General features: G+C 61.8%; 20 protein-coding genes. 10 read left to right on the forward strand and 10 right to left on the reverse strand.

The features are described from left to right. The first annotated feature begins 1 nt into the window (after position 1). Positions 2-1,105, forward strand: coding sequence for a polyamine ABC transporter substrate-binding protein (locus L6D64_RS19860; protein WP_176508525.1), 1,104 nt, complete (start codon positions 2-4; stop codon positions 1,103-1,105). 33 nt (positions 1,106-1,138) lie between these two features. On the opposite strand, the gene pdxR is transcribed toward L6D64_RS19860, so the two are convergent. After that, entirely contained in the window at positions 1,139-2,668 is a 1,530-nt protein-coding gene (gene pdxR, locus L6D64_RS19865) for a MocR-like pyridoxine biosynthesis transcription factor PdxR (protein WP_176508526.1), read from the reverse strand. 90 nt (positions 2,669-2,758) lie between these two features. Between pdxR and L6D64_RS19870 the strand changes: the two genes are divergently transcribed. The 3 genes from L6D64_RS19870 to L6D64_RS19880 are packed head-to-tail and all read left to right on the forward strand — an operon-like array spanning position 2,759 to position 4,524. Then, the gene (locus L6D64_RS19870) at positions 2,759-3,388 is read left to right on the forward strand and encodes an FMN-binding negative transcriptional regulator (protein WP_176508527.1); all 630 of its coding nucleotides are present in this window, start codon (positions 2,759-2,761) and stop codon (positions 3,386-3,388) included. Positions 3,389-3,400: 12 nt separating this feature from the next. Next, positions 3,401-3,847, forward strand: coding sequence for a GNAT family N-acetyltransferase (locus tag L6D64_RS19875; RefSeq protein WP_176508528.1), 447 nt, complete (start codon positions 3,401-3,403; stop codon positions 3,845-3,847). 5 nt (positions 3,848-3,852) lie between these two features. Then, positions 3,853-4,524: a GNAT family N-acetyltransferase gene (locus L6D64_RS19880; RefSeq protein WP_176508529.1), complete on the forward strand. Its 672-nt coding sequence runs from the start codon at positions 3,853-3,855 to the stop codon at positions 4,522-4,524. A gap of 51 nt (positions 4,525-4,575) precedes the next feature. On the opposite strand, the gene L6D64_RS19885 is transcribed toward L6D64_RS19880, so the two are convergent. The 4 genes from L6D64_RS19885 to L6D64_RS19900 all read right to left on the reverse strand — a co-directional run bounded on the left by L6D64_RS19885 (position 4,576) and on the right by L6D64_RS19900 (position 9,627). Continuing rightward, positions 4,576-4,854 carry a helix-turn-helix domain-containing protein gene (locus L6D64_RS19885; RefSeq protein ID WP_176508530.1) on the reverse strand — a complete coding sequence of 93 codons (279 nt, stop codon included), beginning with the start codon at positions 4,852-4,854 and terminating at the stop codon, positions 4,576-4,578. Next, entirely contained in the window at positions 4,851-6,176 is a 1,326-nt protein-coding gene (locus L6D64_RS19890; protein WP_176508531.1) for a type II toxin-antitoxin system HipA family toxin, read from the reverse strand. The genes L6D64_RS19885 and L6D64_RS19890 overlap by 4 nt, the downstream gene beginning before the upstream one ends. Positions 6,177-6,390: 214 nt before the next feature. Then, complete coding sequence (oadA, locus tag L6D64_RS19895) at positions 6,391-8,199, reverse strand: sodium-extruding oxaloacetate decarboxylase subunit alpha (protein WP_054884775.1); 1,809 nt, start codon at positions 8,197-8,199, stop codon at positions 6,391-6,393. Between the two features lie 12 nt (positions 8,200-8,211). Beyond that, positions 8,212-9,627: an acetyl-CoA carboxylase biotin carboxylase subunit gene (locus tag L6D64_RS19900; protein ID WP_054884776.1), complete on the reverse strand. Its 1,416-nt coding sequence runs from the start codon at positions 9,625-9,627 to the stop codon at positions 8,212-8,214. A 204-nt stretch (positions 9,628-9,831) separates the two neighbouring features. Between L6D64_RS19900 and L6D64_RS19905 the strand changes: the two genes are divergently transcribed. Continuing rightward, positions 9,832-10,779, forward strand: a complete 948-nt coding sequence (locus tag L6D64_RS19905; RefSeq protein ID WP_176508572.1) for a LysR family transcriptional regulator — start codon at positions 9,832-9,834, stop codon at positions 10,777-10,779. Here L6D64_RS19905 and L6D64_RS19910 read toward each other — a convergent pair. Together L6D64_RS19910 and hexR are read right to left on the reverse strand one after the other, a co-directional pair. Then, on the reverse strand, positions 10,721-10,939 hold the full coding sequence (locus L6D64_RS19910) for a PA3496 family putative envelope integrity protein (protein ID WP_099814992.1): 219 nt from the start codon (positions 10,937-10,939) through the stop codon (positions 10,721-10,723). The two genes, L6D64_RS19905 and L6D64_RS19910, sit on opposite strands and share 59 nt — an antisense overlap. Before the next feature lie 112 nt (positions 10,940-11,051). Further along, the gene (gene hexR, locus L6D64_RS19915) at positions 11,052-11,918 is read right to left on the reverse strand and encodes a transcriptional regulator HexR (RefSeq protein ID WP_027917078.1); all 867 of its coding nucleotides are present in this window, start codon (positions 11,916-11,918) and stop codon (positions 11,052-11,054) included. Positions 11,919-12,021: 103 nt separating this feature from the next. Between hexR and zwf the strand changes: the two genes are divergently transcribed. Continuing rightward, complete coding sequence (zwf, locus tag L6D64_RS19920) at positions 12,022-13,464, forward strand: glucose-6-phosphate dehydrogenase (protein WP_176508532.1); 1,443 nt, start codon at positions 12,022-12,024, stop codon at positions 13,462-13,464. A gap of 8 nt (positions 13,465-13,472) precedes the next feature. Here the strand turns inward: zwf and L6D64_RS19925 are convergent, their stop codons facing one another. Further along, entirely contained in the window at positions 13,473-15,833 is a 2,361-nt protein-coding gene (locus L6D64_RS19925) for a putative bifunctional diguanylate cyclase/phosphodiesterase (RefSeq protein ID WP_176508533.1), read from the reverse strand. 231 nt (positions 15,834-16,064) lie between these two features. Between L6D64_RS19925 and uvrD the strand changes: the two genes are divergently transcribed. The 3 genes from uvrD to L6D64_RS19940 all read left to right on the forward strand — a co-directional run bounded on the left by uvrD (position 16,065) and on the right by L6D64_RS19940 (position 19,890). After that, positions 16,065-18,251 (forward strand): DNA helicase II, encoded by a 2,187-nt coding sequence (uvrD, locus tag L6D64_RS19930; protein WP_176508534.1) that lies wholly within the window; start codon positions 16,065-16,067, stop codon positions 18,249-18,251. Positions 18,252-18,510: 259 nt separating this feature from the next. Continuing rightward, complete coding sequence (locus L6D64_RS19935; protein ID WP_099814988.1) at positions 18,511-19,368, forward strand: Tim44 domain-containing protein; 858 nt, start codon at positions 18,511-18,513, stop codon at positions 19,366-19,368. A gap of 114 nt (positions 19,369-19,482) precedes the next feature. Then, positions 19,483-19,890 carry an SMI1/KNR4 family protein gene (locus tag L6D64_RS19940; RefSeq protein ID WP_176508535.1) on the forward strand — a complete coding sequence of 136 codons (408 nt, stop codon included), beginning with the start codon at positions 19,483-19,485 and terminating at the stop codon, positions 19,888-19,890. 117 nt (positions 19,891-20,007) lie between these two features. Here the strand turns inward: L6D64_RS19940 and L6D64_RS19945 are convergent, their stop codons facing one another. Continuing rightward, positions 20,008-21,768 carry a cation:proton antiporter gene (locus L6D64_RS19945; RefSeq protein WP_176508536.1) on the reverse strand — a complete coding sequence of 587 codons (1,761 nt, stop codon included), beginning with the start codon at positions 21,766-21,768 and terminating at the stop codon, positions 20,008-20,010. A gap of 334 nt (positions 21,769-22,102) precedes the next feature. On the opposite strand from L6D64_RS19945, the gene L6D64_RS19950 reads away from it, so the two are divergent. After that, positions 22,103-22,588, forward strand: coding sequence for an acyl-CoA thioesterase (locus L6D64_RS19950; protein WP_016394349.1), 486 nt, complete (start codon positions 22,103-22,105; stop codon positions 22,586-22,588). Here L6D64_RS19950 and pdxY read toward each other — a convergent pair. Continuing rightward, on the reverse strand, positions 22,585-23,457 hold the full coding sequence (pdxY, locus tag L6D64_RS19955; protein ID WP_176508537.1) for a pyridoxal kinase PdxY: 873 nt from the start codon (positions 23,455-23,457) through the stop codon (positions 22,585-22,587). The genes L6D64_RS19950 and pdxY overlap by 4 nt on opposite strands. Positions 23,458-23,539 lie beyond the last annotated feature (82 nt).

A 23,539-nucleotide genomic window follows, 5' to 3' on the forward strand; every position in this document is an offset into this window, starting at 1 on the left:
CATGGTTCGACTCAAGCGTCTGCTCGCCCCGTTCATCGCTGCCACCCTGTTCACCGGTGCCCTGCACGCTCAAGCCGAGCAGCGCACCCTGCGTGTGTTTAACTGGTTCGATTACATCACCCCGCAGACCTTGAGCGACTTCCAGAAGGACAGTGGCGTCAAGCTGGTCTACGACATCTTCGACACCAACGAAGCGCTCGAGGCCAAGCTGCTCACCGGCAACTCCGGCTATGACGTGGTCGTGCCGTCCAACGTGTTCCTCGCCAAGCAGATCGAGGCCGGGGTGTTCCAGCCGCTGGACCGCAGCAAGCTGCCGAACTGGCAACACCTGGACCCGGCGCTGATGAAGCTGATCGAAGCCAACGACCCGGGCAACAAGTTCGCCGTGCCGTACATGTACGGCACCATCCTGATCGGTTTCAACCCGGACAAGGTCAAGGCCGCGCTCGGTGACCAGGCCCCGGTCGACAGCTGGGACCTGATCTTCAAGGAAGAGAACATCGCCAAGCTGAAACAGTGCGGCGTCGCACTACTCGACTCGCCGTCGGAGATCCTGCCGCTGGCCTTGCAGCACCTGGGTCTGCCACCCAATAGCGACAAGCCGGACGACTACAAGAAGGCCGAAGCCTTGCTGCTGAAGATCCGCCCTTACATCACCTACTTCCATTCTTCGAAGTACATGGCCGACATCGCCAATGGCGATATCTGCGTGGCGGTAGGCTACAGCGGCAGCTTCTCGCAGGCTGCCAACCGCGCGAAGGATGCGAAGAATGGTGTGGTGGTGGACATGCGCCTGCCCAAGGAAGGTGCACCTATCTGGTTCGACATGCTGGCAATCCCCAAGAATGCAGCGAATCCGGAGGACGCCCACGCGTTCATCAACTACCTGCTGCGGCCTGAGGTGATTGCGCCGATCAGCGATTTTGTCGGCTATCCGAACCCGAACAAGGATGCCACCGACAAGGTCAGCCCGACGATCCGCAACAACCCGAACCTGTATCCGACGGCAGAGGCGATGGCCAAGCTGTATACCCTCAAACCGTTGACGCGTGAGGCTGAACGGGCGCGGACACGCGCCTGGACCCGGATCAAATCCGGCACCTGATGTAGAGCCGGGGGGGCTGCTTTGCAGCCCCATTCACCTTTTCCAGGCCTTACGCAATTTCAATAAAGCCTCGGCAATCTGCCCTTCAGGTACCGCCGCAAACCCCAACACCAGCCCTGCCCGCTTATCCACAGGCACCTCGCTGTCCTCAAGCCAGTAACTGCTCAGTGGATTCACCTCTACCCCCACCGCTTCAGCCCTGGCCACCAACGCCTGCTCCCACGCAACGTCATCCACATCCACCTTCACATGCAGCCCCGCCGCCACCTCGGGCATCGCACCAAGCCCGGGTACATCCAATGGCCATCCGGCCTTGAGCACATTGCGTCGGCTCAGCGCCGCCTTGCGCATGCGCCGGATATGGCGCTGGAAGTGCCCTTGAGCCATGAATTCGGCCATCACGCACTGGGTGCCCACCTCGGAATGCCGCACCGCCAGCGCCCGGCCCTGGCTGAACGCCTGCACCAGCGGTGGCGGTAGTACCAGATACCCCAGGCGCAAAGCCGGGAAGGCGATCTTGCCGAAGGTACCGACGTACAGCACCCGCCCCTGGCGGTCGAGCGCTGCCAGCGGGGTCAACGGCGCGCCGCTGTAGCGGTACTCGCCGTCGTAGTCATCCTCGATGATCCAGCCATCGTTGCGCTCGGCCCAGGCCAACAAGGCCAGGCGCCGGGGCAGGCTCATGGTCACGCCGGTCGGGTACTGGTGCGCCGGGGTGACATAGGCCAGTCGACAATCCTCCAATTGCTCCAGGCGCTGGCAGTCCAGGCCATCCTCGTCCACCGGCACCCCGGCCACCTTGGCGCCGGCCACGGCAAAAGCATGCCCGGCGGCTCGATATCCCGGGTTTTCCACAGCCACGCGGTCGCCCGACTGCAACAACAACTGTGCACAAAGGCTGATGGCCTGTTGCGCACCACTGGTGATCACAATTTGTTCAGCCGAGCAGGAGAGACCGCGCGAACGGCGCAGATAGGCGGCTATCAGCTCGCGAAGTACCGGTTCACCTGCGGGGTCACCATAACCCAGCTTCGCATGCGACGGATTACGCCAGAAACCCGCCTGCAGCTTGGCCCACACGTCAAACGGGAACAAATCGAATGCCGGAATGCCGACGCGAAATGCCCTGGGCGCGCCGCTCTTGGGCGGCGGTAGATGGTTATTTTTCAGCCGTCCCAACGGCTCGCTGGAACGCTGGCTGCTGGATAAATCCTCAGTATCATTCAGGCAAAATGTGGATAAGTCTGTTGATAAGCCTTGGGATAAGCCTGTGGACAGTTGTGTGGATAGTTTTGGCAGGCGGCTCACGTACGTGCCATCCCCTATCCGGCTTTCAATGTAGCCCTCGGCATACAACTGGTCATAGGCACGCACCACGCTGTTGCGCGACAGCGCCAGCACGCTCGCCAGCTCACGCGTAGCCGGTAACCGGGTACCGCTGCTCAGGCGACCATCCAGTACCCGTGCCCGCAAGGCCTCGTAGAGCTGCTGACTGAGCCCGCGTCGGCGATCGAGCACGATACCGGCAGGATCGAAAGGCAATAGGAAGGGACGCTCGCTCATGGCATTGGACCTACCAAAACAGTCATTAATGGCTCTTACCCAGAGCCAATAGCCTGCCTAGGATGGAGCCATTCAACAAGGACCCTGCGCATGTACAACAGCAAACCCCATCAGGAACATGACCTTGAGCGCTTGCACCAGCACATGCGCAACACCCGCCTGGCCGTGCTGGTCAGCCACGGTGAACAGGGCCTGCTGGCCACACACCTGCCAGTTTTGCTCGACACCGACGAGGGCGAGTTCGGCTGCGTTTATGCCCACCTGGCGCGGGCTAACCGCCAATGGCAGGACCTGGCGCAAGGTGCCGAAGCACTCCTGGTGTTCCCAGGTGCCGACGCCTACGTAAGCCCCAGCTATTACCCGAGCAAGGCCGAAAACCCCAAGGTGGTGCCGACCTGGAACTACCTTGCCGTGCATGCTTACGGCACTGCGCACGTGATCCACGAAGCCGCACCGTTGCTGCAGATCGTCAGCCGCCTGACCGATCTTCACGAACAAGGCCGCAGCACACCCTGGAAAGTCGCCGACGCCCCCACCGACTATCTGGAGGGCATGCTCCGCGCCATTGTCGGCATTCGCCTGCCCATTGCCCGCCTGCAAGGCGCGCGCAAGCTCAGCCAGAACCGCTCGGCCGAGGATATCGCCGGCGTGCGCGAAGGCCTGGGTGCGAGCCCGGATTACCTGGACAACCAACTTGCGGCGCACATGCGCCAACTCTGAAGGAAAAGCCCAATGCCCAGCGTTACCCTGCGCCCCGTCAGCGCACAAGACCACGCCGCCTGGCTCGAACTGTGGCAAGCCTACCTGCGCTTCTACCAGACCGAACTGGCAGAAGAAGTAAGCCTCAGCACCTGGCAACGCCTGCTCGACCCTAACGAGCCAACCCATTCGACCCTGGCCTGGGTCGATGGCAAGGCCGTGGGCATGGTCAACTTCATCTACCATCGTTCCAACTGGAGCATCGAGAACGCCTGCTACCTGCAGGACCTCTACGTCGACAGCGGCCAGCGCGGCCTCGGTATCGGCCGCCAGCTGATCGAGCACGTCTACGCCACGGCCAAGGCCGCCGGCTGCATCAAGGTGCACTGGCTGACCCACGAAACCAACGCCACCGCCATCAGCCTGTACCAACAGGTTGCCGAGCGCCCGGGCTTCATCCAATTCCGCAAAGGGTTGTAGGCCACATGACTGACGCACTGAACTGGAAACCCGCTGCAGCGCCCAAGGCCGAGCCCATCGATGGCCGCTTCATCCGCCTGGAGAAACTCGACCCGGCGCGTCACGGCGACGACCTCTGGGCCGCCCTGCAAGGCCCGGGTTCCGACCCGGTACTTTGGGACTACCTGCCCTACGGCCCGTTCACCGAGCGTGCGGCCTTCGACCGCTGGCTGCAAGGCAACGCCGCCGGCCACGACCCGCTGTATTACAGCGTGATCGACCGCGCCAGCGGCCAGGCCCAAGGCGTCCTGACCCTGATGTCGATCGTGCCCGACCACGGCCGAATCGAGATTGGCCACATCGCCTTCGGCGCCCCCATGCAGCGCACGCCCAAGAGCACCGAGGCCGTCTACCTGCTGGGCAAATTGAGCTTCGAGCTGGGCAACCGGAGGCTGGAGTGGAAGTGCAACAACGCCAACGCCCGCTCCAAGCGTGCAGCGGAGCGGTTCGGTTTTGTCTTCGAAGGGGTGTTCCGCAAGCACCTGGTGGTGAAAGACCACAACCGCGATACCGCGTGGTATTCGATCACCGATGATGAGTGGCCGCAGGTGGCGGCAGGGTTCGAGCGGTGGTTGAGCGCAGAGAATCAGAGGCCAGAGGGCCAGGCTCGAACACTTGAGGACTGCCGCAAGAACTGAATCGTCAATGACCGATCACGGGCCGGCGGGCCTGTGATCGATCCAAGGGGTTTACCTGATCTGACTCGCGCGCCTGACAACACCCATCTGCAAACCAAATGGTTTGAACACAGCGTTCAACGACTTGAGCGTGGGATTGCCATCCCCCTGCTCGATCTGAATCAACGTACGCACGGAAATCTTGCACATCCGCGCAAACTGAGTCTGCTGCATCTTCGCCACCTCCACGCGCAGCCGTCGCACGGCAGCCCCCAGTTCAAGGCTGCCGTCGGCAATGCCTTCGCGCACGCCATCGATCATCAGCCCGCGGGCATCGATGGAGACCGTCATGCCAACCCCCACTCCGCCATTCGGCGCTCAAGCTTGCCCAGCGCAATCGCCGGGTGATTCATCACTGCATCCGGGAGCCCAAGACCGGACAAGATATCCGGCAATGCCAACAGATGCCGGGCATCCTGGCGTAGACGCTGGTAAGCCTCGCCCGGATCGACGAAGCGAGCCAGTGCAATACAGGCCGCCTGCCAGTCGATTTCGCCGGCTCTTTCGATCGAAGCAGGCCATTTGGTGGTTCGGGTTATCCCTTCCTGATCCATCACCATCGGCGCAAGGTCGTAGATGGGTGCGAGACGCACCGCGTCGCGGGTACGAATGATCGCCGTGTTGCGTCCGTGGTTATCGGCATTGCCCAGGATCTTGTTGATCAGGTCGCGCCGCAGATAATCCGCAATCAGGTCAGGCACCTCTTTGCTTTGGCCAGCCATGTTCCATACTCCGGCGAGCGCCTCGATCACCTCAAGGTGCCCCATCCGGCTACCGGGCTCGGTAACTCCACACAGGGAATACACCGACTCCACGGCAAAGCGCCGTACACCCTGAGCGCAAACCTGACGATCGAAGCGTTCCATCCACAGGCTGGGCTTTCTACCCTCTTCAAGCGCCATGTGCTCACTGGCCACCGTCTCGATGCCAAGCTGCTGCAACGCCTTGTAGTAGAGGTACTCGGCCCGCAGGATGTCCTGATCATCGGCCAGGGCCTGGTTCCGGGCGAACTTGATGAACCAGTGCCGTCGGGCACGTTCATCCGCAAGCACCGCGTCCGGATACAACTGGCCGCCCTCGCCTTCGGTCATCAACAGCTTTGGCGCTTCACCACCAGCGCCTGTCGCGCCACCAATGGCCGCGCCTTGCTCATAGGCGTATTCAAGAAAACGTTGATCACGGGTGATGACGTCCTGGCGGGTGAAGCCGATTGGGTCGGCAAGATCCAGTAGCTCGACCGATTCCTTGATGCGCAGATTACCGATCGGAGCCGGGGTCGAGCGCCCCAGCAGAAACAGGTCCTCGCCCATACCCTCCGGTTTCTCACGGCCGATATGCCTGAGCAGGAAGCGCTTCGCAGCGCCTGCAGGCGCGATGTCGTAAAGGAATGCGGGAGCGTGCTGCAGACGATGGGAACCGATGTCCACCGGCAGCCTGGCGCTTGCGGCCTGGCAGAACAGGCTGTCGTAGGCATCCAGATTGGTTTTGACGTACTCGGACGTGTACCCGAACTCGCAGGGACTGGAGAGGCTCTTTTCAGGCTCGGCAAAAGCGATGGCAACAGCATCATGCCACTGCCCCTGATCATGGAGTTGGAGCGTGAGTCTGTACACAGGTCACCTGCAATTTACTGCATGCTGTCGATCGCTTCAGGCGGTTAATCTGCAGCATAGTGCAGATTTACATCAAGCTCCATACTGAATATGCGCTTTAATGCAGATACAGTCCAATCAACCCAACAAGGTCTGCATTAAAATGCACTCTTAACCATAAAAAAGGGGAGCACCCGCTCCCCAGAGGTAAACCGCTTGTAGATGAAGGCTTATCTCAGCCTTCGATCTCGATCAGGATCTCGCCCGGCGTCACGCGATCACCCTTGGCCACGTGGATGGCCACGACCTTGCCGGCGATGGCCGCCTGCACTTCGGTCTCCATCTTCATCGCTTCGGTGATCAGCACGGCCTGGCCGGCCTTGACCACGTCGCCTTCCTTGACCAGCACATCGACGATGTTGCCCGGCATGGTGGTGCTGACGTGGCCCGGCGCACTGGCCTGCTTGCGCTTGCTGCTGCCACCGCCGACAAACTCGTTGAGCGGCTCGAACACCACTTCTTCCGGCATGCCGTCGATCGACAGGTAGAAGTGACGCTTGCCTTCGGCCTTGACGCCCACGCCGGTGATGTCGACGCGGTAGGTCTCCCCGTGGACGTCGATGACGAACTCGGTCGGCACCCCTTCACCGCCATGGGACGCCACGGCACCGGCCTCAGGAATCGGCAGCAGGGCTTCGGGGGTCAGGGTGCCGGCTTCACGTTCCTCGAGGAACTTGCGGCCAATGTCCGGGAACATGGCGTAGGTCAGCACGTCTTCTTCGCAACGGGCCAAGGCACCGATATCGCTGCGCAGCTTGGCCATCTCTGGCTTGAGCAGGTCGGCCGGGCGCACGTCGATGATTTCTTCGTTACCGATGGCCTGACGGCGCAGTTGCTCGTTGATCACGCCCGGCGCCTTGCCGTAACCGCCTTGCAGGTACAACTTCACCTCGTTGGTGATGGTCTTGTAGCGCTCACCGGCCAGCACGTTGAAGAATGCCTGGGTACCGACGATCTGCGAGGTCGGCGTCACCAGCGGTGGGAAGCCGAGGTCTTCACGCACCCGCGGGATCTCTGCCAGCACTTCGTTCATGCGGCTGAGCGCGCCCTGCTCCTTGAGCTGGTTGGCCAGGTTGGAAATCATCCCGCCCGGCACCTGGTTGACCTGCACGCGGGTGTCCACGGCGGTGAACTCGCTCTCGAACTGATGGTATTTCTTGCGCACCGCGTAGAAGTACAGGCCGATTTCCTGCAGCAGCTCCAGGTCAAGGCCGGTGTCGAACTCGCTGCCTTTGAGCGCGGCGACCATCGACTCGGTGCCTGGATGGCTGGTGCCCCAGGCAAAGCTGGAGATCGCGGTATCGATGTGATCGGCACCGTTTTCCACGGCCTTGAGCTGGCACATGGCGGCCAGGCCGGCGGTGTCGTGGGAATGGATGAACACCGGCAGCGACTGCTCGGCCTTCAGCGCCCTGACCAGCTCACCGGTGGCGAACGGTGTCAGCAGGCCGGCCATGTCCTTGATCGCAACCGAGTCGCAACCCATGGCTTCCATCTGCTTGGCCTGGGCGACGAAGGCGTCGATGGTGTGCACAGGGCTGACGGTGTAGGCGATGGTGCCCTGCGCGTGCTTGCCGGCAGCCTTCACCGCTTCGATGGCCACGCGCAGGTTACGCACGTCGTTCATGGCGTCGAAGATGCGGAAAACATCGATGCCGTTGACCGCAGCCTTGGCGACGAAGGCCTTGACCACATCGTCGCTGTAGTGACGGTAGCCCAGCAGGTTCTGGCCGCGCAGGAGCATTTGCAGGCGAGTGTTGGGCAGGGCCGCACGCAGTTTGCGCAGGCGCTCCCACGGGTCTTCCTTGAGGAAGCGCACGCAGGCGTCGAAGGTGGCGCCACCCCAGACTTCCAGCGACCAGTAGCCGACCTTGTCGAGCTTGTCACAGATCGGCAGCATGTCTTCGGTACGCATACGGGTAGCCAGCAGAGACTGGTGGGCGTCGCGCAGGATCGTGTCGGTTACGTGAATTTTCTTGGACATTATGGGGATTCCTCACAGGCCTGCGTGGGCGGCGATGGCGGCGGCGATGGCCAGGGCCAGCTCTTCGGGTTTGCGCTTGATCGAGTAGTTGGTCAGTTCCGGGTGGCTTTCGACGAAGCTGGTATTGAACTGGCCGCTACGGAACTCCGGATTGCGCAGGATTTCCTGGTAGTACGCGGCGGTGGTCTTCACCCCTTGCACGCGCATGTCATCCAGGGCCCGCAGGCCGCGGTCCATGGCTTCTTCCCAGGTCAACGCCCAGACCACCAGCTTCAGGCACATGGAGTCGTAGAACGGCGGAATGGTATAGCCGGTGTAGATCGCCGTGTCGGTGCGCACGCCCGGGCCACCCGGGGCGTAGTAGCGGGTGATCTTGCCGAAGCTGGGCAGGAAGTTGTTCTTCGGGTCTTCGGCGTTGATGCGGAATTGCAACGCGTAGCCACGGTGCTGGATGTCTTCCTGTTTCACCGACAGCGGCAGGCCCGAAGCGATGCGGATCTGCTCGCGGACAATGTCGATACCGGTGATTTCCTCGGTGATGGTGTGCTCCACCTGCACCCGGGTGTTCATCTCCATGAAGTACACCTCGCCATCGGCGAGCAGGAACTCTACGGTACCGGCGTTCTCATAGTTCACTGCTTTGGCCGCACGCACCGCCAGGTCGCCGATGTAGGCGCGCTGCTCAGGGGTGAGCTGTGGGCTCGGGGCGATTTCGATCAGCTTCTGGTTGCGGCGCTGGATCGAGCAGTCACGCTCGAACAGGTGCACGACGTTGCCGAAGCTGTCGCCGAGGATCTGCGCCTCGATGTGCTTGGGGTTGACGATGCATTTTTCCAGAAACACTTCGGCTGAACCGAAGGCCTTGGTGGCTTCGGAAATCACCCGTGGGAAGTTCTGTTCCAGCTCTTCACGGCTGTTGCAGCGGCGGATACCACGGCCGCCACCGCCGGAAGTGGCCTTGAGCATCACCGGGTAACCGATACGGTCTCCTTCGCTCAGGGCTTCATGAATATCGGCGACGTTGCCTTCGGTGCCGGGGGTTACCGGCACACCGGCCTGGATCATGGTGCGACGCGCTTCGGTCTTGTCGCCCATGCGGCGGATGACGTCGGCGGCCGGGCCGATGAACTTGATCCCGCGCTCGGCGCAGATCTCTGCCAGTTCGGCGTTTTCCGAGAGGAAACCGTAACCCGGGTGCAGGGCATCACAGCCGGTTTCCACAGCCAGGTTGACCAGCTTGCGCGGGTTCAGGTAACCGGCCAGTGGCTCGGCGCCAATGCTGTAGGCCTCGTCGGCGCGCTTGACATGCAAGGCGTGGCGGTCGGCGTCGGAATAGATCGCGACAGAGCGAATGCCCATCTCGGCGCAGGCACGCACGATCCGAACTGCGATTTCACCCCGGTTGGCGATCAGGATTTTTTTTATCACTGGAGTCTTCCCAAAGCCGTAGGAACAGACGATCCGGTTGTACCGGTCGGCGCGTGACCAGAGGTTGCTGGCCAGTCGCACATTCACCCTAGCGCCGAAGGTCGATAAACAAAAATCAATATTTGTTAGGGGCTGTATTAGCAAAAGCTTATAGTTAGGTAACAAGGTATTGCCGAAGAGCTAATAAAAATGCGTAAGTCCTTGATGCGTATGACATTGCGCCAATTGCAGATCTTCAACGAGGTATGCGATTTGCGCTCCTACAGCCGCGCGGCGGAAGAGATGGCTCTGACGCAACCCGCCGTTAGTCTACAGATCCGCCAGCTCGAAGAGCTGATCGGCCAACCGCTGTTCGAGTACGTCGGCAAGAAGCTTTACCTGACCGAAGCCGCCGAGGCCCTGCAACGGGCCAGCCGCGACATTTTCGGGCGGCTGGAAAGCCTCGACATGCAGCTGTCGGACATGCAGGGCTCACTGCAGGGGCAGCTGAAACTGGCGATCGAGTCCAGTGCCAAGTACTTCGTGCCACACCTGTTCGCCGCCTTCAAGCAGCGTCACCCGGAGGTCAACCTCACCCTCACGGTGGTCAACCGTGCCCAGGCGATCCGACGCCTTTCCGACAACCGCGACGACCTGATCATCATGTCGATGGTGCCGCAGGACATGGGGTTGGAGTTTCTGCCGTTTCTGAATAACCCGATCATTGCCGTGGCCCCGCCGGAACACCCGCTGTGCAAGCTCGAGCACCTGCGCTTGCAAGACCTGGAGCCTCATACTCTGCTGGTCCGCGAACAGGGTTCGGGGACCCGCAAGGCTTGCGAAGAGTACTTCAAGGACAAGCGCGTGCACTTCACCCAGACCCTGGAAGTCGCGTCAGCCGATGCCCAGCGCGAATGCGTGATCGCCGGCCTGGGCATTGCCCTGTTGACCCGCCATGCCGTAAACCTGGAGCTGGCCACGGGGGTACTCAGGGAGCTGCCGGTTGAGGAGTTGCCGCTGTACCGCAGCTGGTGTGTGGTGCAGGCCAAGGCCAAGCGACAGTCGCCAGTGGCCTTGGCGTTTCTGGCGTTCATCCGTAGCGAACGTGCACTGATCAGCGCACTGGTTGAGCGCTTTTCGGGAAAGTTGCCGCCGATGCCTGCCACACCGTGAGCGCTTGCAGCTCGGGGTAGTCGGCGAGATCGCGTAGCAGTTGACGTTGGTCGCAATAGCTCTCGATTGCGCGGCGGTATTCCATGCGGCGCTGATCTTTTTCCTGCTGCTTGCGAGCCTTGGCGCTGGGTTGATACGTACCGTCGAAGTCACGAGCCATTGCCTGTCTCCCAGATAGGATGCGGGAGTTTCAGACTGGCCCTGAAGGTTTACGGTTTGGCTGTGGATCGGTGACAAAACAGTGAAATCTGCTTTGCCCGTACAGGCCGCTATCAGTCGTCGGTAGCCTTGATCGACTTGGGCGACAAACGCAGGCTGCGCAAGCTGCGTTTCACGCTCTTGAGGTGATTGACCAGGCTTGGCCCACGGGCCATCGCCACGCCCATGGCCAGCACGTCGATCACCACCAGGTGAGCGATACGCGAGGTCAGCGGGGTGTAGATTTCGGTATCTTCATGGACATCGATCGCCAGGTTGACCGTCGACAGCTCCGCCAGGGGCGTCGCGCTTGGGCACAACGTGATCAGGTTGGCACCACTTTCACGCACCAGATTGGCGGTGATCAGCAGGTCCTTGGAACGCCCCGACTGGGAGATGCACACCGCCACGTCACCCGGTTTCAACGTCACCGCCGACATGGCCTGCATGTGCGGGTCGGAGTAGGCTGCGGCGCTGAGCAGCAGGCGGAAGAACTTGTGCTGGGCGTCGGCGGCTACTGCGCCGGACGCACCAAAGCCATAGAACTCCACGCGTTGTGCCTGAGCCATGGCACTCACGGCCTGCTGCAAGGCCTGCGGGTCCAGGTGCTCTCGGACTTCCATCAGCGTGTGCAGGGTGGTGTCGAAGATCTTCAGGCTGTAATCGGCAACCGAGTCGTCTTCATGAATCGCGAACTGGCCGAAACTGGCGCCCGCCGCCAGACTCTGGGCCAGCTTGAGCTTGAGATCCTGGAAGCCCGAACAACCGATCGCCCGGCAGAAGCGCACAATGGTCGGCTCACTGATACCCACGCTGTGCGCCAGGTCGGCCATGGAACTGTGCATCACGGCAGCCGGGTCGAGCAGCACGTGGTCGGCCACTTTGAGTTCCGATTTGCGCAGCAAGTGGCGCGATTGGGCGATATGTTGCAACAGATTCACGGGCTGGACTCGGTTATGATCGGCTGGCCGGGATGTAGCTTTCTTGTAGTTATACTACATGGAGGCCAACCCGCCCAGTTAAACGAACGTGGAGAGTGGTGGTTTGACTATTCCTTGCGACATTCTGGTGTTCGGTGGCACCGGTGACCTGGCCCTGCACAAACTGCTGCCGGCGCTGTATCACCTGTATCGCGAGGCACGCCTGAACAACGCGGTGCGCATCATCGCCCTCGCCCGCCGCCACATAACCCGTAATGAGTACCTCAAGCTCGCCGAACGCCATTGCCGGGCGCAGATCGCCCGCCACGATTTCGACGAGGATGTGTGGCAACGCTTCTCCGCCCGCCTCGACTACTTCCCCATGGATGCGGCGCAAAGCGCTGATTTCGGCCGCCTGGCCCGCTACCTCGGTGAGCCTGGAGGGCTGACCCGCATCTACTACCTGGCCACTGCACCCAACCTGTTCGTACCCATCGCCAACCACCTGCGGATTGCCGGGCTGGCCGACAGCGAAGCGCGCATCGTGCTGGAGAAACCGATCGGCCATTCACTGGCCTCGGCCACCGCCATCAACGAAGCGATCGGCGCGGTGTTCGACGAATCGCAGGTGTTTCGCATCGACCACTACCTGGGCAAGGAAACCGTGCAGAACCTGATGGCCCTGCGCTTCGCCAACGCCTTGCTGGAGCCGGTATGGCGCAACGGCCAGGTCGACCATGTGCAGATCAGTGTCTGCGAAACCCTCGGTGTGGAAAACCGCGGCGGTTACTACGACCGCGCCGGGGCGACCCGCGACATGCTGCAGAATCACCTGCTGCAGCTGCTGTGCCTGGTGGCCATGGAGCCACCGGCGCAGTTCGAGGCCGAAGCCGTCCGCGACGAGAAAGTGAAGATCCTGCGCGCACTCAAGCCGATCACCGGCCAGGACGTGCAGGACAAGACCGTGCGCGGCCAGTACGGTGCCGGCCATATCGGCGGGCAGGAAGTACCGGCCTACTATTTCGAGAAAGACGTCGACAATGACACCGACACCGAAACCTTCGTCGCCGTGCACGCGCACATCGACAACTGGCGCTGGGCTGGCGTGCCTTTCTACCTGCGGACCGGCAAGCGCATGGCGCGGCGTTCGTCGCAGATCGTCATTCAGTTCAAACCGGTGCCCCACGAGCTGTTCATCGGCGGCCAGGTCAATCAGCTGCTGATCCAGCTGCAGCCGGAGGAGCGCATCAGCCTGCGGATGATGACCAAAAGCCCCGGCAAGGGCATGCGCCTGGAACCGGTCGACCTGGACCTGAACCTTGCCCAGGTATTTGGCCAGACGCGCCGTTGGGACGCCTACGAACGGTTGTTGCTGGACGTCCTGGAAGGCGATTCGACCTTGTTCATGCGCCGCGACGAAGTGGAGGCCGCCTGGGCCTGGGTCGACCCGATCATCAAGGGTTGGGAAGAGCACTTCCAGGCGCCCCGCCATTATGCTGCCGGCAACAATGGGCCGGAACAGGCCAACAGCCTGCTGGCCAGGCATGGCAGGCACTGGCATGGCTGATGGTGCGCTCAATGCCCCCAGGGACGGGCAATCATCTCCCTGAACTCAGGCTCCGGGATGGGCCTGCTGATCAGGTAGCCCTGGGCCTCATCACAGCCGTGCTCACGCAGGAAAGCCAACTGTTCCGCCGTTTCCACCCCTTCTGCCACGACCTTCAGGCCCAGGCTTCTGGACAGGGTGATGATCGCTCGGGTTATGGCGGCATCCTGGCTACCCTCGGACAAGCCACGGATGAATGCCTGGTCGATCTTCACGTAGTCCACCGGCAGGCGCTTGAGGTAACTCAATGACGAATAGCCGGTGCCAAAATCGTCGATGGCCAGCTTCACGCCCAGTGCACGCAGTTGCCCGAAGGTCGAGATGATATGTTCGACGCTGTCCAGCAGCTGGCTTTCGGTAAGCTCCAGCTCCAGCTGATGCGGCGCCAACCCGGTTTCCTCAAGCACCTGACGCACCAGGCTGACCAGCTTGCCCTGACGCAACTGATAGACCGACAGGTTGACCGAAACCCGCACCTCCAGCCCTTGCTTGAGCCACTCGCGCGCTTGCCTGCAGGCATGGCGAAGCACCAGTTCACCGATCGGAGCAATCAGACCGGTTTCTTCGGCCAAACCGATGAATTCAGCTGGCGGTACCATGCCCCACTGCGGATGCGGCCAGCGCACCAGTGCCTCGGCGGCATGCAGGCGGCCACTGCGCAGGCACAGTTTGGGCTGGTAATAGACCCTCAGTTGTTCTTCATCGATGGCCTTGCGCAACTGGTTCTCCAGTTGCAGGCGCTCGAGGGTACTGGCACGCAGGCTCTCGGTATAGAACTGGAAGTTGTCGCCGCCCAGATGCTTGGCATGCTGCTTGGCCATGTCTGCCTGGCTGATCAGCGAATCGGCATCGAGCGTGGCGTCGGACAGCACACTGATACCCACCGAAGCGCTGACCACCACCTCATGCCCATCGAGCCGCTGCGGCTTGCGCAACTTGTTCAGCAAGCGGGTGGTTACCCGCACCAGGCTCGACAGGTTGCTGTACCCGTCGAACAGCACGGCAAACTCATCGCCAGACAGCCGCGCCACGGTATCCGCCTCGGGAACGGTGCTGACAATGCGCCGGGCAATCTTGCGAATCAGCTGATCGGCCAATTCATGGCCCAGGCTTTCGTTGAGCAGCTTGAAACGGTCCAGATCGACATGCAGCAGGGCAAGGCTGCGGCCGTTGCTGCGTACCCGTTGCGCGGCTTCTTGCAGGCGCAGCCGGAACAATGAGCGGTTGGCCAGTCCGCTCAGTTCATCGTAGTGCGCCAGATAGCGCAGGCGCTCCTCGGATGCCCGACGCGCCGACAGGTCGGTAAAGAAGCCGACCACCTGGCTCAATTGGCCCTGCGGGTCGCGCACAGCCGTCAGCTGCAAGCGTTGCGGGTGCAGCTCGCCGTGCTTGCGCGCCTCTACCAGTTCACCCTCCCAGCCGCCTTGCTGCGCCAGCGCCGACTCGATGGCCTGGCTGTGCCGGCGCGCATCGCTGTGGCATGGCAGGTCGAACAGCTCGCGCGCCAGTAGCTCGGAGCGGTTGTAGCCGGTCATCTGGCAGTAAGCGTGATTCACTGCCAGCACCACGAAATCGGCACTGAGAATCGCCACGCCCTCGTTGCAGGCTTCAAACACCGTGGCAGCAAGACGCTGCTGCTCTTCGAGCACCTTCTGCGCCGAGACCCGTTGCAGGTCCTGGTTCAACGCCTGATTCTGGAACCGCCGCAGGAGGCTGCGGTCAAGCAGGCGGTTGACCTGCCAGGCTACCACCAGCAGCGCCGCCAGCAGGATCAGCCCGAGCCAGCCCCAACCACGCTGCTGTCCGGCGCCGAAACAGAACAGGAACAGGATGGGCGGCACCAGGCAGGGCAAGGCAAAGCTGAGAAAGGCCGGCAAGCTCACTGCATAGGCAATGCTCGCACTCAAGGTGGCCATCCCCAGCAGCCCGAACACCCAGGCCTGCTGCACGAAGTTGTCGTCCGGCACCAGCGCAATCGCGGCACAGGCCAAGGTCAAGCCACTGAACGCCGAACCGAGCAAGAACATACGGCGCCAGCCGGGGTTGGCCTGGCGCTGCACCGTGGCTGCATCGAACGCCGCAACCTGGATCACTCGAAGGGCCACCAGCGCCACCAGCCATACCAGCCAGACGCCCACCAGCAGATAACGTCCAGGGCTCCACACCAGCCAGGCGCACAGCAAACCGGTAAGCAGCATGAACACTGTGGGCAGCAGTGAGCCTTGATACAACAGGCGGGTTCGCTCAACGGACAGCTGAGTGGCGAACTGCCTGCGCACGTTCCTTGTCATCTCCAGCGATACTCCGATCGCCGTGCAGTCCTGAGTCATAGCGCGGGTTCTTGTACTGTTCTTATTATGGTTGGCGTTGAACGAGCTGCGATCTTACACAAACCGCTGATTTGGCCAAACTGCTCCGTGGCTTCTTTCGCCAGGTCGTACCGGGCAAGCACTGGCCTGCTGACTGTAGTGGATGCAGAACCCGATGAGCGACAGGGCGAGAGGTGAATATTCATACAGTAGACGTTTGCCCCTTGACCGGCCTGCCCCTAGAATGGCCGGATGCACACAGATGACCTCTCCCTCCTGCTCAATTCCCTCAACGATGCCCAGCGCCAGGCCGTCGCCGCCACGCTTGGGCGTCAGCTGGTGCTTGCTGGCGCCGGTTCCGGTAAAACCCGCGTGCTGGTGCACCGCATCGCCTGGCTGATCCAGGTCGAGCAGGCCTCGCCGCATTCGATCCTGTCGGTGACCTTCACCAACAAGGCTGCCGCCGAAATGCGCCAGCGGATCGAACAGTTGCTGGGTATCAACCCGGCCGGCATGTGGGTGGGTACCTTCCACGGCCTGGCGCACCGCTTGCTGCGGGCGCACTGGCAGGAAGCACGCCTGGTGCAGAACTTCCAGATCCTCGACAGCGATGATCAGCAGCGGCTGATCAAGCGCGTCATGCGTGAACTCGGCCTGGACGAGCAAAAATGGCCGGCGCGCCAAGCCCAGTGGTTCATCAATGGGCAGAAGGACGAGGGCCTGCGCCCACACCACATCCAGGCCAGCGGTGACCTGTTCCTGCAGACCATGCGGGATGTATACAGCGCCTACGAACAGGCCTGTGAGCGCGCCGGGGTCATCGACTTCTCCGAATTGCTGCTGCGCGCCCTCGACCTGTGGCGCGACCACCCAGGCCTGCTGGAACACTACCAGCGGCGCTTCCGCCACCTGCTGGTGGACGAATTCCAGGACACCAACGCCGTGCAGTACGCCTGGCTGCGCCTGCTGGCGGGCAAGAACGGTGGCAGCCTGATGGCGGTGGGCGACGACGACCAGTCGATCTATGGCTGGCGCGGCGCCAAGATCGAGAACATTCACCAGTACACGGCCGACTTCCCTGACGCCGAGATGATTCGTCTGGAGCAGAACTACCGCTCCACCGGCGGCATCCTCAAGGCTGCCAACGCGCTGATCGCCAACAACAGCGGGCGCCTGGGCAAGGAGCTGTGGACCGACATGGGCGAAGGCGAGCCGCTGACGCTGTACGCCGCCTATAACGAACACGATGAAGCGCGCTATGTGGTCGAGACCATCGAGAGCCTGATCAAGCAAGGCAGCGCGCGCAGCGATATCGCCATCCTGTATCGCTCCAACGCCCAGTCGCGGGTGCTGGAAGAAGCCCTGCTGCGCGAACGCATCCCCTACCGCATCTACGGTGGCCAGCGCTTCTTCGAACGTGCCGAAATCAAGAATGCGATGGCCTACCTGCGCCTGATCGAAGGCCGCGGCAACGATGCGGCACTGGAGCGGGTGATCAACGTGCCGCCCCGTGGCATTGGCGAGAAAACCGTCGAAGCCATTCGCGAACATGCCCGCCACAGCCAGCTGTCCATGTGGGAAGCCATGTGCCAGCTGTTGGCCGCCAAGGCGCTGAAAGGCCGCGCCGCCTCTGCCCTGGGAGCCTTTATCGAGTTGATCGAAGGCCTGGCCAGCAAGGTAGCGGACATGCCGCTGCACACCATGACCCAGACGGCCATCGAGCAGTCTGGCCTGATCATCTATCACCAGGAAGAAAAGGGTGAAAAGGGCCAGGCACGGGTAGAAAACCTTGAAGAACTGGTCAGCGCCGCGCGCAACTTCGAAACCAGCGAAGACGACGCCGGCCTGTCGCCGCTGTCGGCCTTCCTTGGGCATGCCTCACTGGAGGCTGGCGATGCCCAGGCGGACGAGCACGAAGACAGTATCCAGTTGATGACGCTGCATAGCGCCAAGGGCCTGGAGTTCCCCTACGTATTCCTGGTGGGCATGGAAGAAGGCCTGTTCCCTCACAAGATGAGCCTGGAAGAACCCGGCCGCCTGGAAGAGGAGCGCCGCCTGGCCTACGTGGGCATCACCCGCGCCATGCGCCAGCTGATCATGACCTATGCCGAGACTCGCCGTCTTTATGGCAGCGAGACCTACAACAAGGTGTCTCGTTTCGTACGCGAGATTCCGAGCGGCCTTGTTCAGGAAGTACGCTTGTCCAACAGCGTCAGCAGGCCGTTCGGCGGCTCGACGAGCACCAGCAGCAACCTGTTTGCCAATGCGGCCATTCCACAGACCGCCTTCAGCCTGGGCCAGCGAGTGCAGCACGCGGTGTTTGGCGAAGGGGTGATCCTCAATTTCGAGGGGTCCGGTGCCCAGGCGCGCGTGCAGGTAAACTTTGCCGAAGGCAGCAAATGGCTCATGCTGGGGTACGCCAAGCTCGAGGCCATCTGAAACCTGTGGGAGCGGCCTTGCGTCGCGAAAGGGCTGCAAAGCAGCCCCAACAAATTATGCATCTGCGCTGAAATCCTGGGGCTGCTTCGCAGCCCTTTCGCGACACAAGGCCGCTCCCACAAAGACCGAGTCGCCCAACCACGACCTGAGCGGCCTGTAACATTCAGGCAAAAGCTGGAAACATCTTGTCGCTGGTCATGTGCACAGGAACCTGTGCACCATGACGCGCGTGCAATCCACAACAGGGGAAATCCCATTTATGCAACGTTTTCTTAGCATCGTACTGGCGCTTTGCGTCGGCCTGACGCTGAGCCTGGACGCCAACGCCAAGCGTTTTGGCGGCGGCAAGAGCTCGGGCGCCGCACCTATCCACCAGACCCGCCAGGCTACGCCAACCACGCCTGCCGCCGCGCCGACCGCTCCAGGCCGCGCCCCGGCCGCCGCCAGCGGTGCTTCGCGCTGGCTGGGCCCATTGGCCGGCCTCGCCGCTGGTGGCCTGTTGGCCTCCATGTTCATGGGTGACGGCTTCCAGGGCCTGCAGATCATGGACTTCCTGATCATGGGTCTGATCGCCTTCCTGGTGTTCCGCTTCATTGCCGCGCGCCGTCGCCAGCAGCAGCCACACATGGCCGCTCCGGGCCATGCGCCGTTCCAGCGTGAAGCCCATGGTCAGCAGCCAGCCCAACCGTCGATCTTCGGTGGGTCGGCCGCCCCTGCCGCCGCAGCCGCTCCGGTGATCAACGCACCGGCCTGGTTCAACGAGCAGAGCTTCCTGGCCGCAGCCCGCAGCCACTTCCAGTCGCTGCAGCAGCACTGGGATGCCAACGAGATGGACAAGATCGCCGAGTTCGTCACCCCGCAGATGCTTGAATTCCTCAAGCGCGAGCGCGCCGACCTGGGCGATGGCTTCCAGTCCACCTACATCGATGACCTCGATGTGCAGCTGGACGGTGTCGATGATCGCGCCGACCGCACCGACGCCACACTGACCTTCCGTGGCGTGTCGAAGACCTCGCGCTTCGACCAGGGCGAAGCCTTCAACGAAAGCTGGCACATGGTTCGCGCCCATGGCGAGAACCAGCCTTGGCTGGTCGCCGGTATCCGTCAAAACGGTTAACCGCCGCACGTTGCACAAAAAACCCCGGGCCTGCCTCGGGGTTTTTGCTTTTGCCAGAGCAGACTACTAGGGTATAACGCGCAGCGTTGTCATCAAGGTCAGAGGATGTAAACCGTGGAAGAAGTGATCGAACAACTCCGTGAAGCCAATGAACCGGTGCCGGTGCCGCTGGAGCTTCCCGATGAAGACCAACTGGTCGAGATCGAGGAGCAGCTGTTCATCAACATTCCGTTCGTATTCAAGGAGTTTTTGCTGACGGTCAGCGATGTCGTGTACGGCTCGCTGGAGCCGGTGACCTGCACCGACCCGCATTCGCACACCTACCTGCCTGATGTCGCTGCCAACGCCTGGGATGCCGGTGTGCCGCGCGACCTGATCCCGCTGTGCCAGGATGGCGAAAATTACTACTGCGTCGAGGAAGATGGCACCGTGGTGCTGTGGGATGGCGACGAAGAAGCCGTTGCCGAGGAGAGCTGGGAATCGGTGTGGCACTGGGCACGGGATGTATGGCTGGAGAGCTGACATCGTCAGCTGCACCAATCCTTCAGAAGCGGCCTCGCTGCTTCGATTCGATGCTGAACGCCAGGGCCGCTTTGCGGCCCGTTTGTGACACATGGGCGCTCCTGCCTGGGCACGCCCTCAATGCGAATGATCGCGGCTGTTCTCCAGCGTCTCCAGCAGGGCGATCTGCATCCGCGAATGCACGCGGATGAACCAGCGCCACAACAACGACACCACCACTGCCGCTACCACGGCGATCACCAGCAACAGCTCGCTGGTCGGCAGAATGCTCGCCGACAACGCCGACAGCAGCAGGAAGATCACCAGCAGCGACAGCAGCGGAATCACCTCGGCAACCACACGACGCACGCGCTGGGTGTGCCGCCCGGCCATTTCCGGTTTTACCCCCATCTCTGCCAACAGCATCGACAATGCCTTGAGCTTGCGATACGCAGCAATCAGGAACGGCAGCGACAGCAGTAATGCCGCCCCCCAGATCAACGCCTTCTGCTGGCTGACATCCGTGACCCATTCGTTCAACCAATTGCCGATGCGCCCGGCGAAGTAACCACCGCTGAAGAAGATCGCGATCACCAGCGCCAGGTTGACGCCCACCTGCAGCAGGATGCGCCGGATCATCGCCGCCAGCATGGCGCTTTCGCCTTGCGGCTGAATGTTGCGCAGCCATTCCCCATACAGTGACAGGACCCGCGCCAGGCGCCTTGGCACGACTTTGCCAAGCTTCAGTGACAGCGGATCGGCAGCGCGAATCAGGTAAGGCGTCAGCAACGTGGTGATGGCAGAAACCGCCACGGCCACCGGGTAAAGGAAATCGCTGGTGACCTGCAGGGTCATCCCCAGCGCCGCGATGATGAAGGAAAATTCGCCAATCTGCGAAAGGCCCATGCCCACCCGTAGCGAAGTACGGCCATCGTTACCGGCGATGAAGGCGCCCATACCGCAAGACAGCATCTTGCCCAGTACCACCGCCAGGGTGATCACCACGATCGGCCAGGCATAGTCGACCAGCACCTGGGGGTCGATCATCAGGCCGATGGCGACAAAGAAAATTGCGCTGAACAGGTCGCGCACGGGCTCGATCAGGCGTTCGATCTTCAGCAACTGGCGTGACTCGGCCATGATCGCACCGATCAGGAAGGCCCCCAGCACCATGCTGTATTCCAGCTTGACCACCAGCAGGCAGAAACCGAAGCACAGGCCAAGCACTGTGATCAGCAACATCTCGTTGCTTTCGAACTTCGCCACGTAGGCCAGTAGTCGCGGCACCAGAAGGATGCCGATGACCAGTGCGACGATCATGAACAACGACAGCTTGCCCACCGTCGAGAACACCTCGCCTGAGCTGACTGTGCCACTGACGGCAATGCCGGACAGCAAGGCGATGATGCCGATACCGAGGATGTCCTCGACGATCAGCACGCCAAATATCAGCTGGGCGAAACGCTCGTTCTTCATCTTCAGGTCGTTCAGCGCCTTGACGATGATGGTGGTCGAGGAAATTGCCAGGATCGCGCCCAGGAACAGCGAGTCCATGGTATTCCAGCCGAACCAGCGGCCGATCTCGAAACCGATCCAGATCATCAGGACGATTTCCAGGAATGCCGCGATGAAGGCCGTGGCGCCGACCTTGAAGAGCTTGCGCAGGCTGAACTCCAGGCCCAGGCAGAACATGAGGAAAATGACCCCCAGCTCGGCCAGGGTCTTGATCGTGTCTTCATCGTGGATCAGGCCGAACGGCGGTGTGTGCGGGCCGATGATGAAACCGGCGACGATGTAGCCCAGCACCACGGGCTGCTTGAGGCGATGAAACAGAATCGTCACCACACCGGCGACCAGCATGATAACTGCCAGGTCCTGGATGAAGCTGATGGCATGCATGGCGCGATACTCCTTGTCGACTTTGCTGGATGCCTGGGCAGACCGCTCCTCTGCCAAGGCACAGCCGAGCGAGCAGCAAGTACATACTGTATTGAATGCAAGAACGCCCACGTTGCGTGGGCGTAGTCAGGTTAACATCGCACCCTGCCGCAAAAAGGCGGTGCAATATGTAGAAACAGATCGGCCGATCAGCCGCCTCTGATGACGTCATTGGCGTGACCATGGCGCGTCCGGCAACGTCCCGTAAATCAGGAAGGCAAACCTTCTAGAGGGGGAACCAGAAGTGTCAGCAGATACCCGCCCCGATTCAGCGCAACCTCACCGTGAGCACACTATGGAACCTGGAAACGCCCAGCTGAGCATGACCGTCCTGATGACCCCGGACATGGCCAACTTTTCTGGCAACGTACACGGCGGCACGTTGCTCAAGTACCTCGACGAAGTGGCCTATGCCTGTGCCAGTCGCTACGCCGGCAGCTACGTGGTGACCCTGTCGGTCGACCAGGTGATCTTCCGCGAGCCGGTACACGTCGGCGAGCTGGTGACATTCCTCGCCTCGGTCAACTACACCGGCAACACCTCGATGGAAGTGGGGATCAAGGTGGTCACCGAGAACATCCGCGAGCGCTCGGTACGTCACTCCAACAGCTGCTTCTTCACCATGGTCGCGGTCGATGACAACCGCCGCCCGGTACCCGTGCCGCCCCGCCAGCCGCACTCCAGCGAAGAGAAGCGCCGCTTCCTGCAGGGCCAGCAGCGCCGCCAGATCCGCCAGGAACTGGAAAAACGCTACCAGGACCTGAAAACCGACTCGATCTAGATTGCCAGGCGCTGCGCCTCGAAGCGCACACGCGGATGGGCGATGCGATCCTGGGCCCGCACCAGCTGCAGTTCATAGCTGGCGCAGGCCTGGGTTTCCAGCAGCACCTCGTGCACGGCCGCAGCGGTGAACTCAAAGGCCTGCTGCCAACTGTCGCCCAACAGCACGCGGGCCAGGAACAACCCCGAAGTCAGGTCGCCCACACCGACCGGTTGCCGAGGGAACGCCAGCAGGGGGCGACGCAGGTGCCAGCTTGCTTCGCGGGTCACCAGCAACATCTCGAACATGTCCTCAGCCCGCCCCGGATAAGACAGGTGCTTGACCAGCAGCACTTGCGGTCCACGTTCGAGCAAGCTGCGCGCCATGCTCACACAGTCCTCGAGCGATTGCGCCCGACGGCCGCAGAAGCTGTCCAGCTCCAGCTGGTTGGGGCACAGGATATCCGCCTTGGCCGCCGCCTCATCGAGCAGGAACTCGCTGACCTCCTGCGGAACGATACACCCCTTCTCCGCATGGCCCATGACTGGATCACACAGGTACAGCGCCTTCGGATTTACAGCCTTGATGCGATCGACGCCCGCCAGGATCGCCCGGCCCTGCTCGGCGCTGCCCAGATAGCCAGACAGCACGGCGTCGCAGTGGCCCAATTCGCCGATGTTGGAAATACCTTGCACCAACGCAGGAATTTGCGCAGGAGCGAGCACTTCGCCCGCCCACTGGCCATACTGAGTGTGATTGGAGAACTGTACGGTATTGAGGGGCCAGACATTGACCCCGATACGCTGCATGGGGAACACCGCAGCGCTGTTGCCGGCGTGGCCGAATACCACGTGGGACTGGATGGCGAGCAGGTGCGGGGTACGTTTCATGCGGGAGGATTCCAAAGCTGTTTCAAGGATTGTGCAGCGCGCAGTATGGACTCGATTGCCACCTGTACGACAGGCCAGGGAC

This window comes from Pseudomonas urethralis (genome assembly GCF_021602465.1).
GTDB classification, from domain to species: Bacteria; Pseudomonadota; Gammaproteobacteria; order Pseudomonadales; family Pseudomonadaceae; genus Aquipseudomonas; species Aquipseudomonas vlassakiae.

Coding starts and splice junctions, on each gene's coding strand:
- L6D64_RS19945 (WP_176508536.1), bottom strand. CDS start 21,768: ATGCATGCCATCAGCTTCATCCAGGACCTGGCAGTTATCATGCTGGTC.
- L6D64_RS19905 (WP_176508572.1), top strand. CDS start 9,832: ATGCGTATGACATTGCGCCAATTGCAGATCTTCAACGAGGTATGCGAT.
- L6D64_RS19875 (WP_176508528.1), top strand. CDS start 3,401: ATGCCCAGCGTTACCCTGCGCCCCGTCAGCGCACAAGACCACGCCGCC.
- L6D64_RS19860 (WP_176508525.1), top strand. CDS start 2: ATGGTTCGACTCAAGCGTCTGCTCGCCCCGTTCATCGCTGCCACCCTG.
- L6D64_RS19885 (WP_176508530.1), bottom strand. CDS start 4,854: ATGACGGTCTCCATCGATGCCCGCGGGCTGATGATCGATGGCGTGCGC.
- L6D64_RS19935 (WP_099814988.1), top strand. CDS start 18,511: ATGCAACGTTTTCTTAGCATCGTACTGGCGCTTTGCGTCGGCCTGACG.
- L6D64_RS19950 (WP_016394349.1), top strand. CDS start 22,103: ATGGAACCTGGAAACGCCCAGCTGAGCATGACCGTCCTGATGACCCCG.
- pdxR (WP_176508526.1), bottom strand. CDS start 2,668: ATGAGCGAGCGTCCCTTCCTATTGCCTTTCGATCCTGCCGGTATCGTG.
- L6D64_RS19910 (WP_099814992.1), bottom strand. CDS start 10,939: ATGGCTCGTGACTTCGACGGTACGTATCAACCCAGCGCCAAGGCTCGC.
- uvrD (WP_176508534.1), top strand. CDS start 16,065: ATGCACACAGATGACCTCTCCCTCCTGCTCAATTCCCTCAACGATGCC.
- L6D64_RS19880 (WP_176508529.1), top strand. CDS start 3,853: ATGACTGACGCACTGAACTGGAAACCCGCTGCAGCGCCCAAGGCCGAG.
- pdxY (WP_176508537.1), bottom strand. CDS start 23,457: ATGAAACGTACCCCGCACCTGCTCGCCATCCAGTCCCACGTGGTATTC.
- L6D64_RS19870 (WP_176508527.1), top strand. CDS start 2,759: ATGTACAACAGCAAACCCCATCAGGAACATGACCTTGAGCGCTTGCAC.
- L6D64_RS19925 (WP_176508533.1), bottom strand. CDS start 15,833: ATGACTCAGGACTGCACGGCGATCGGAGTATCGCTGGAGATGACAAGG.
- oadA (WP_054884775.1), bottom strand. CDS start 8,199: ATGTCCAAGAAAATTCACGTAACCGACACGATCCTGCGCGACGCCCAC.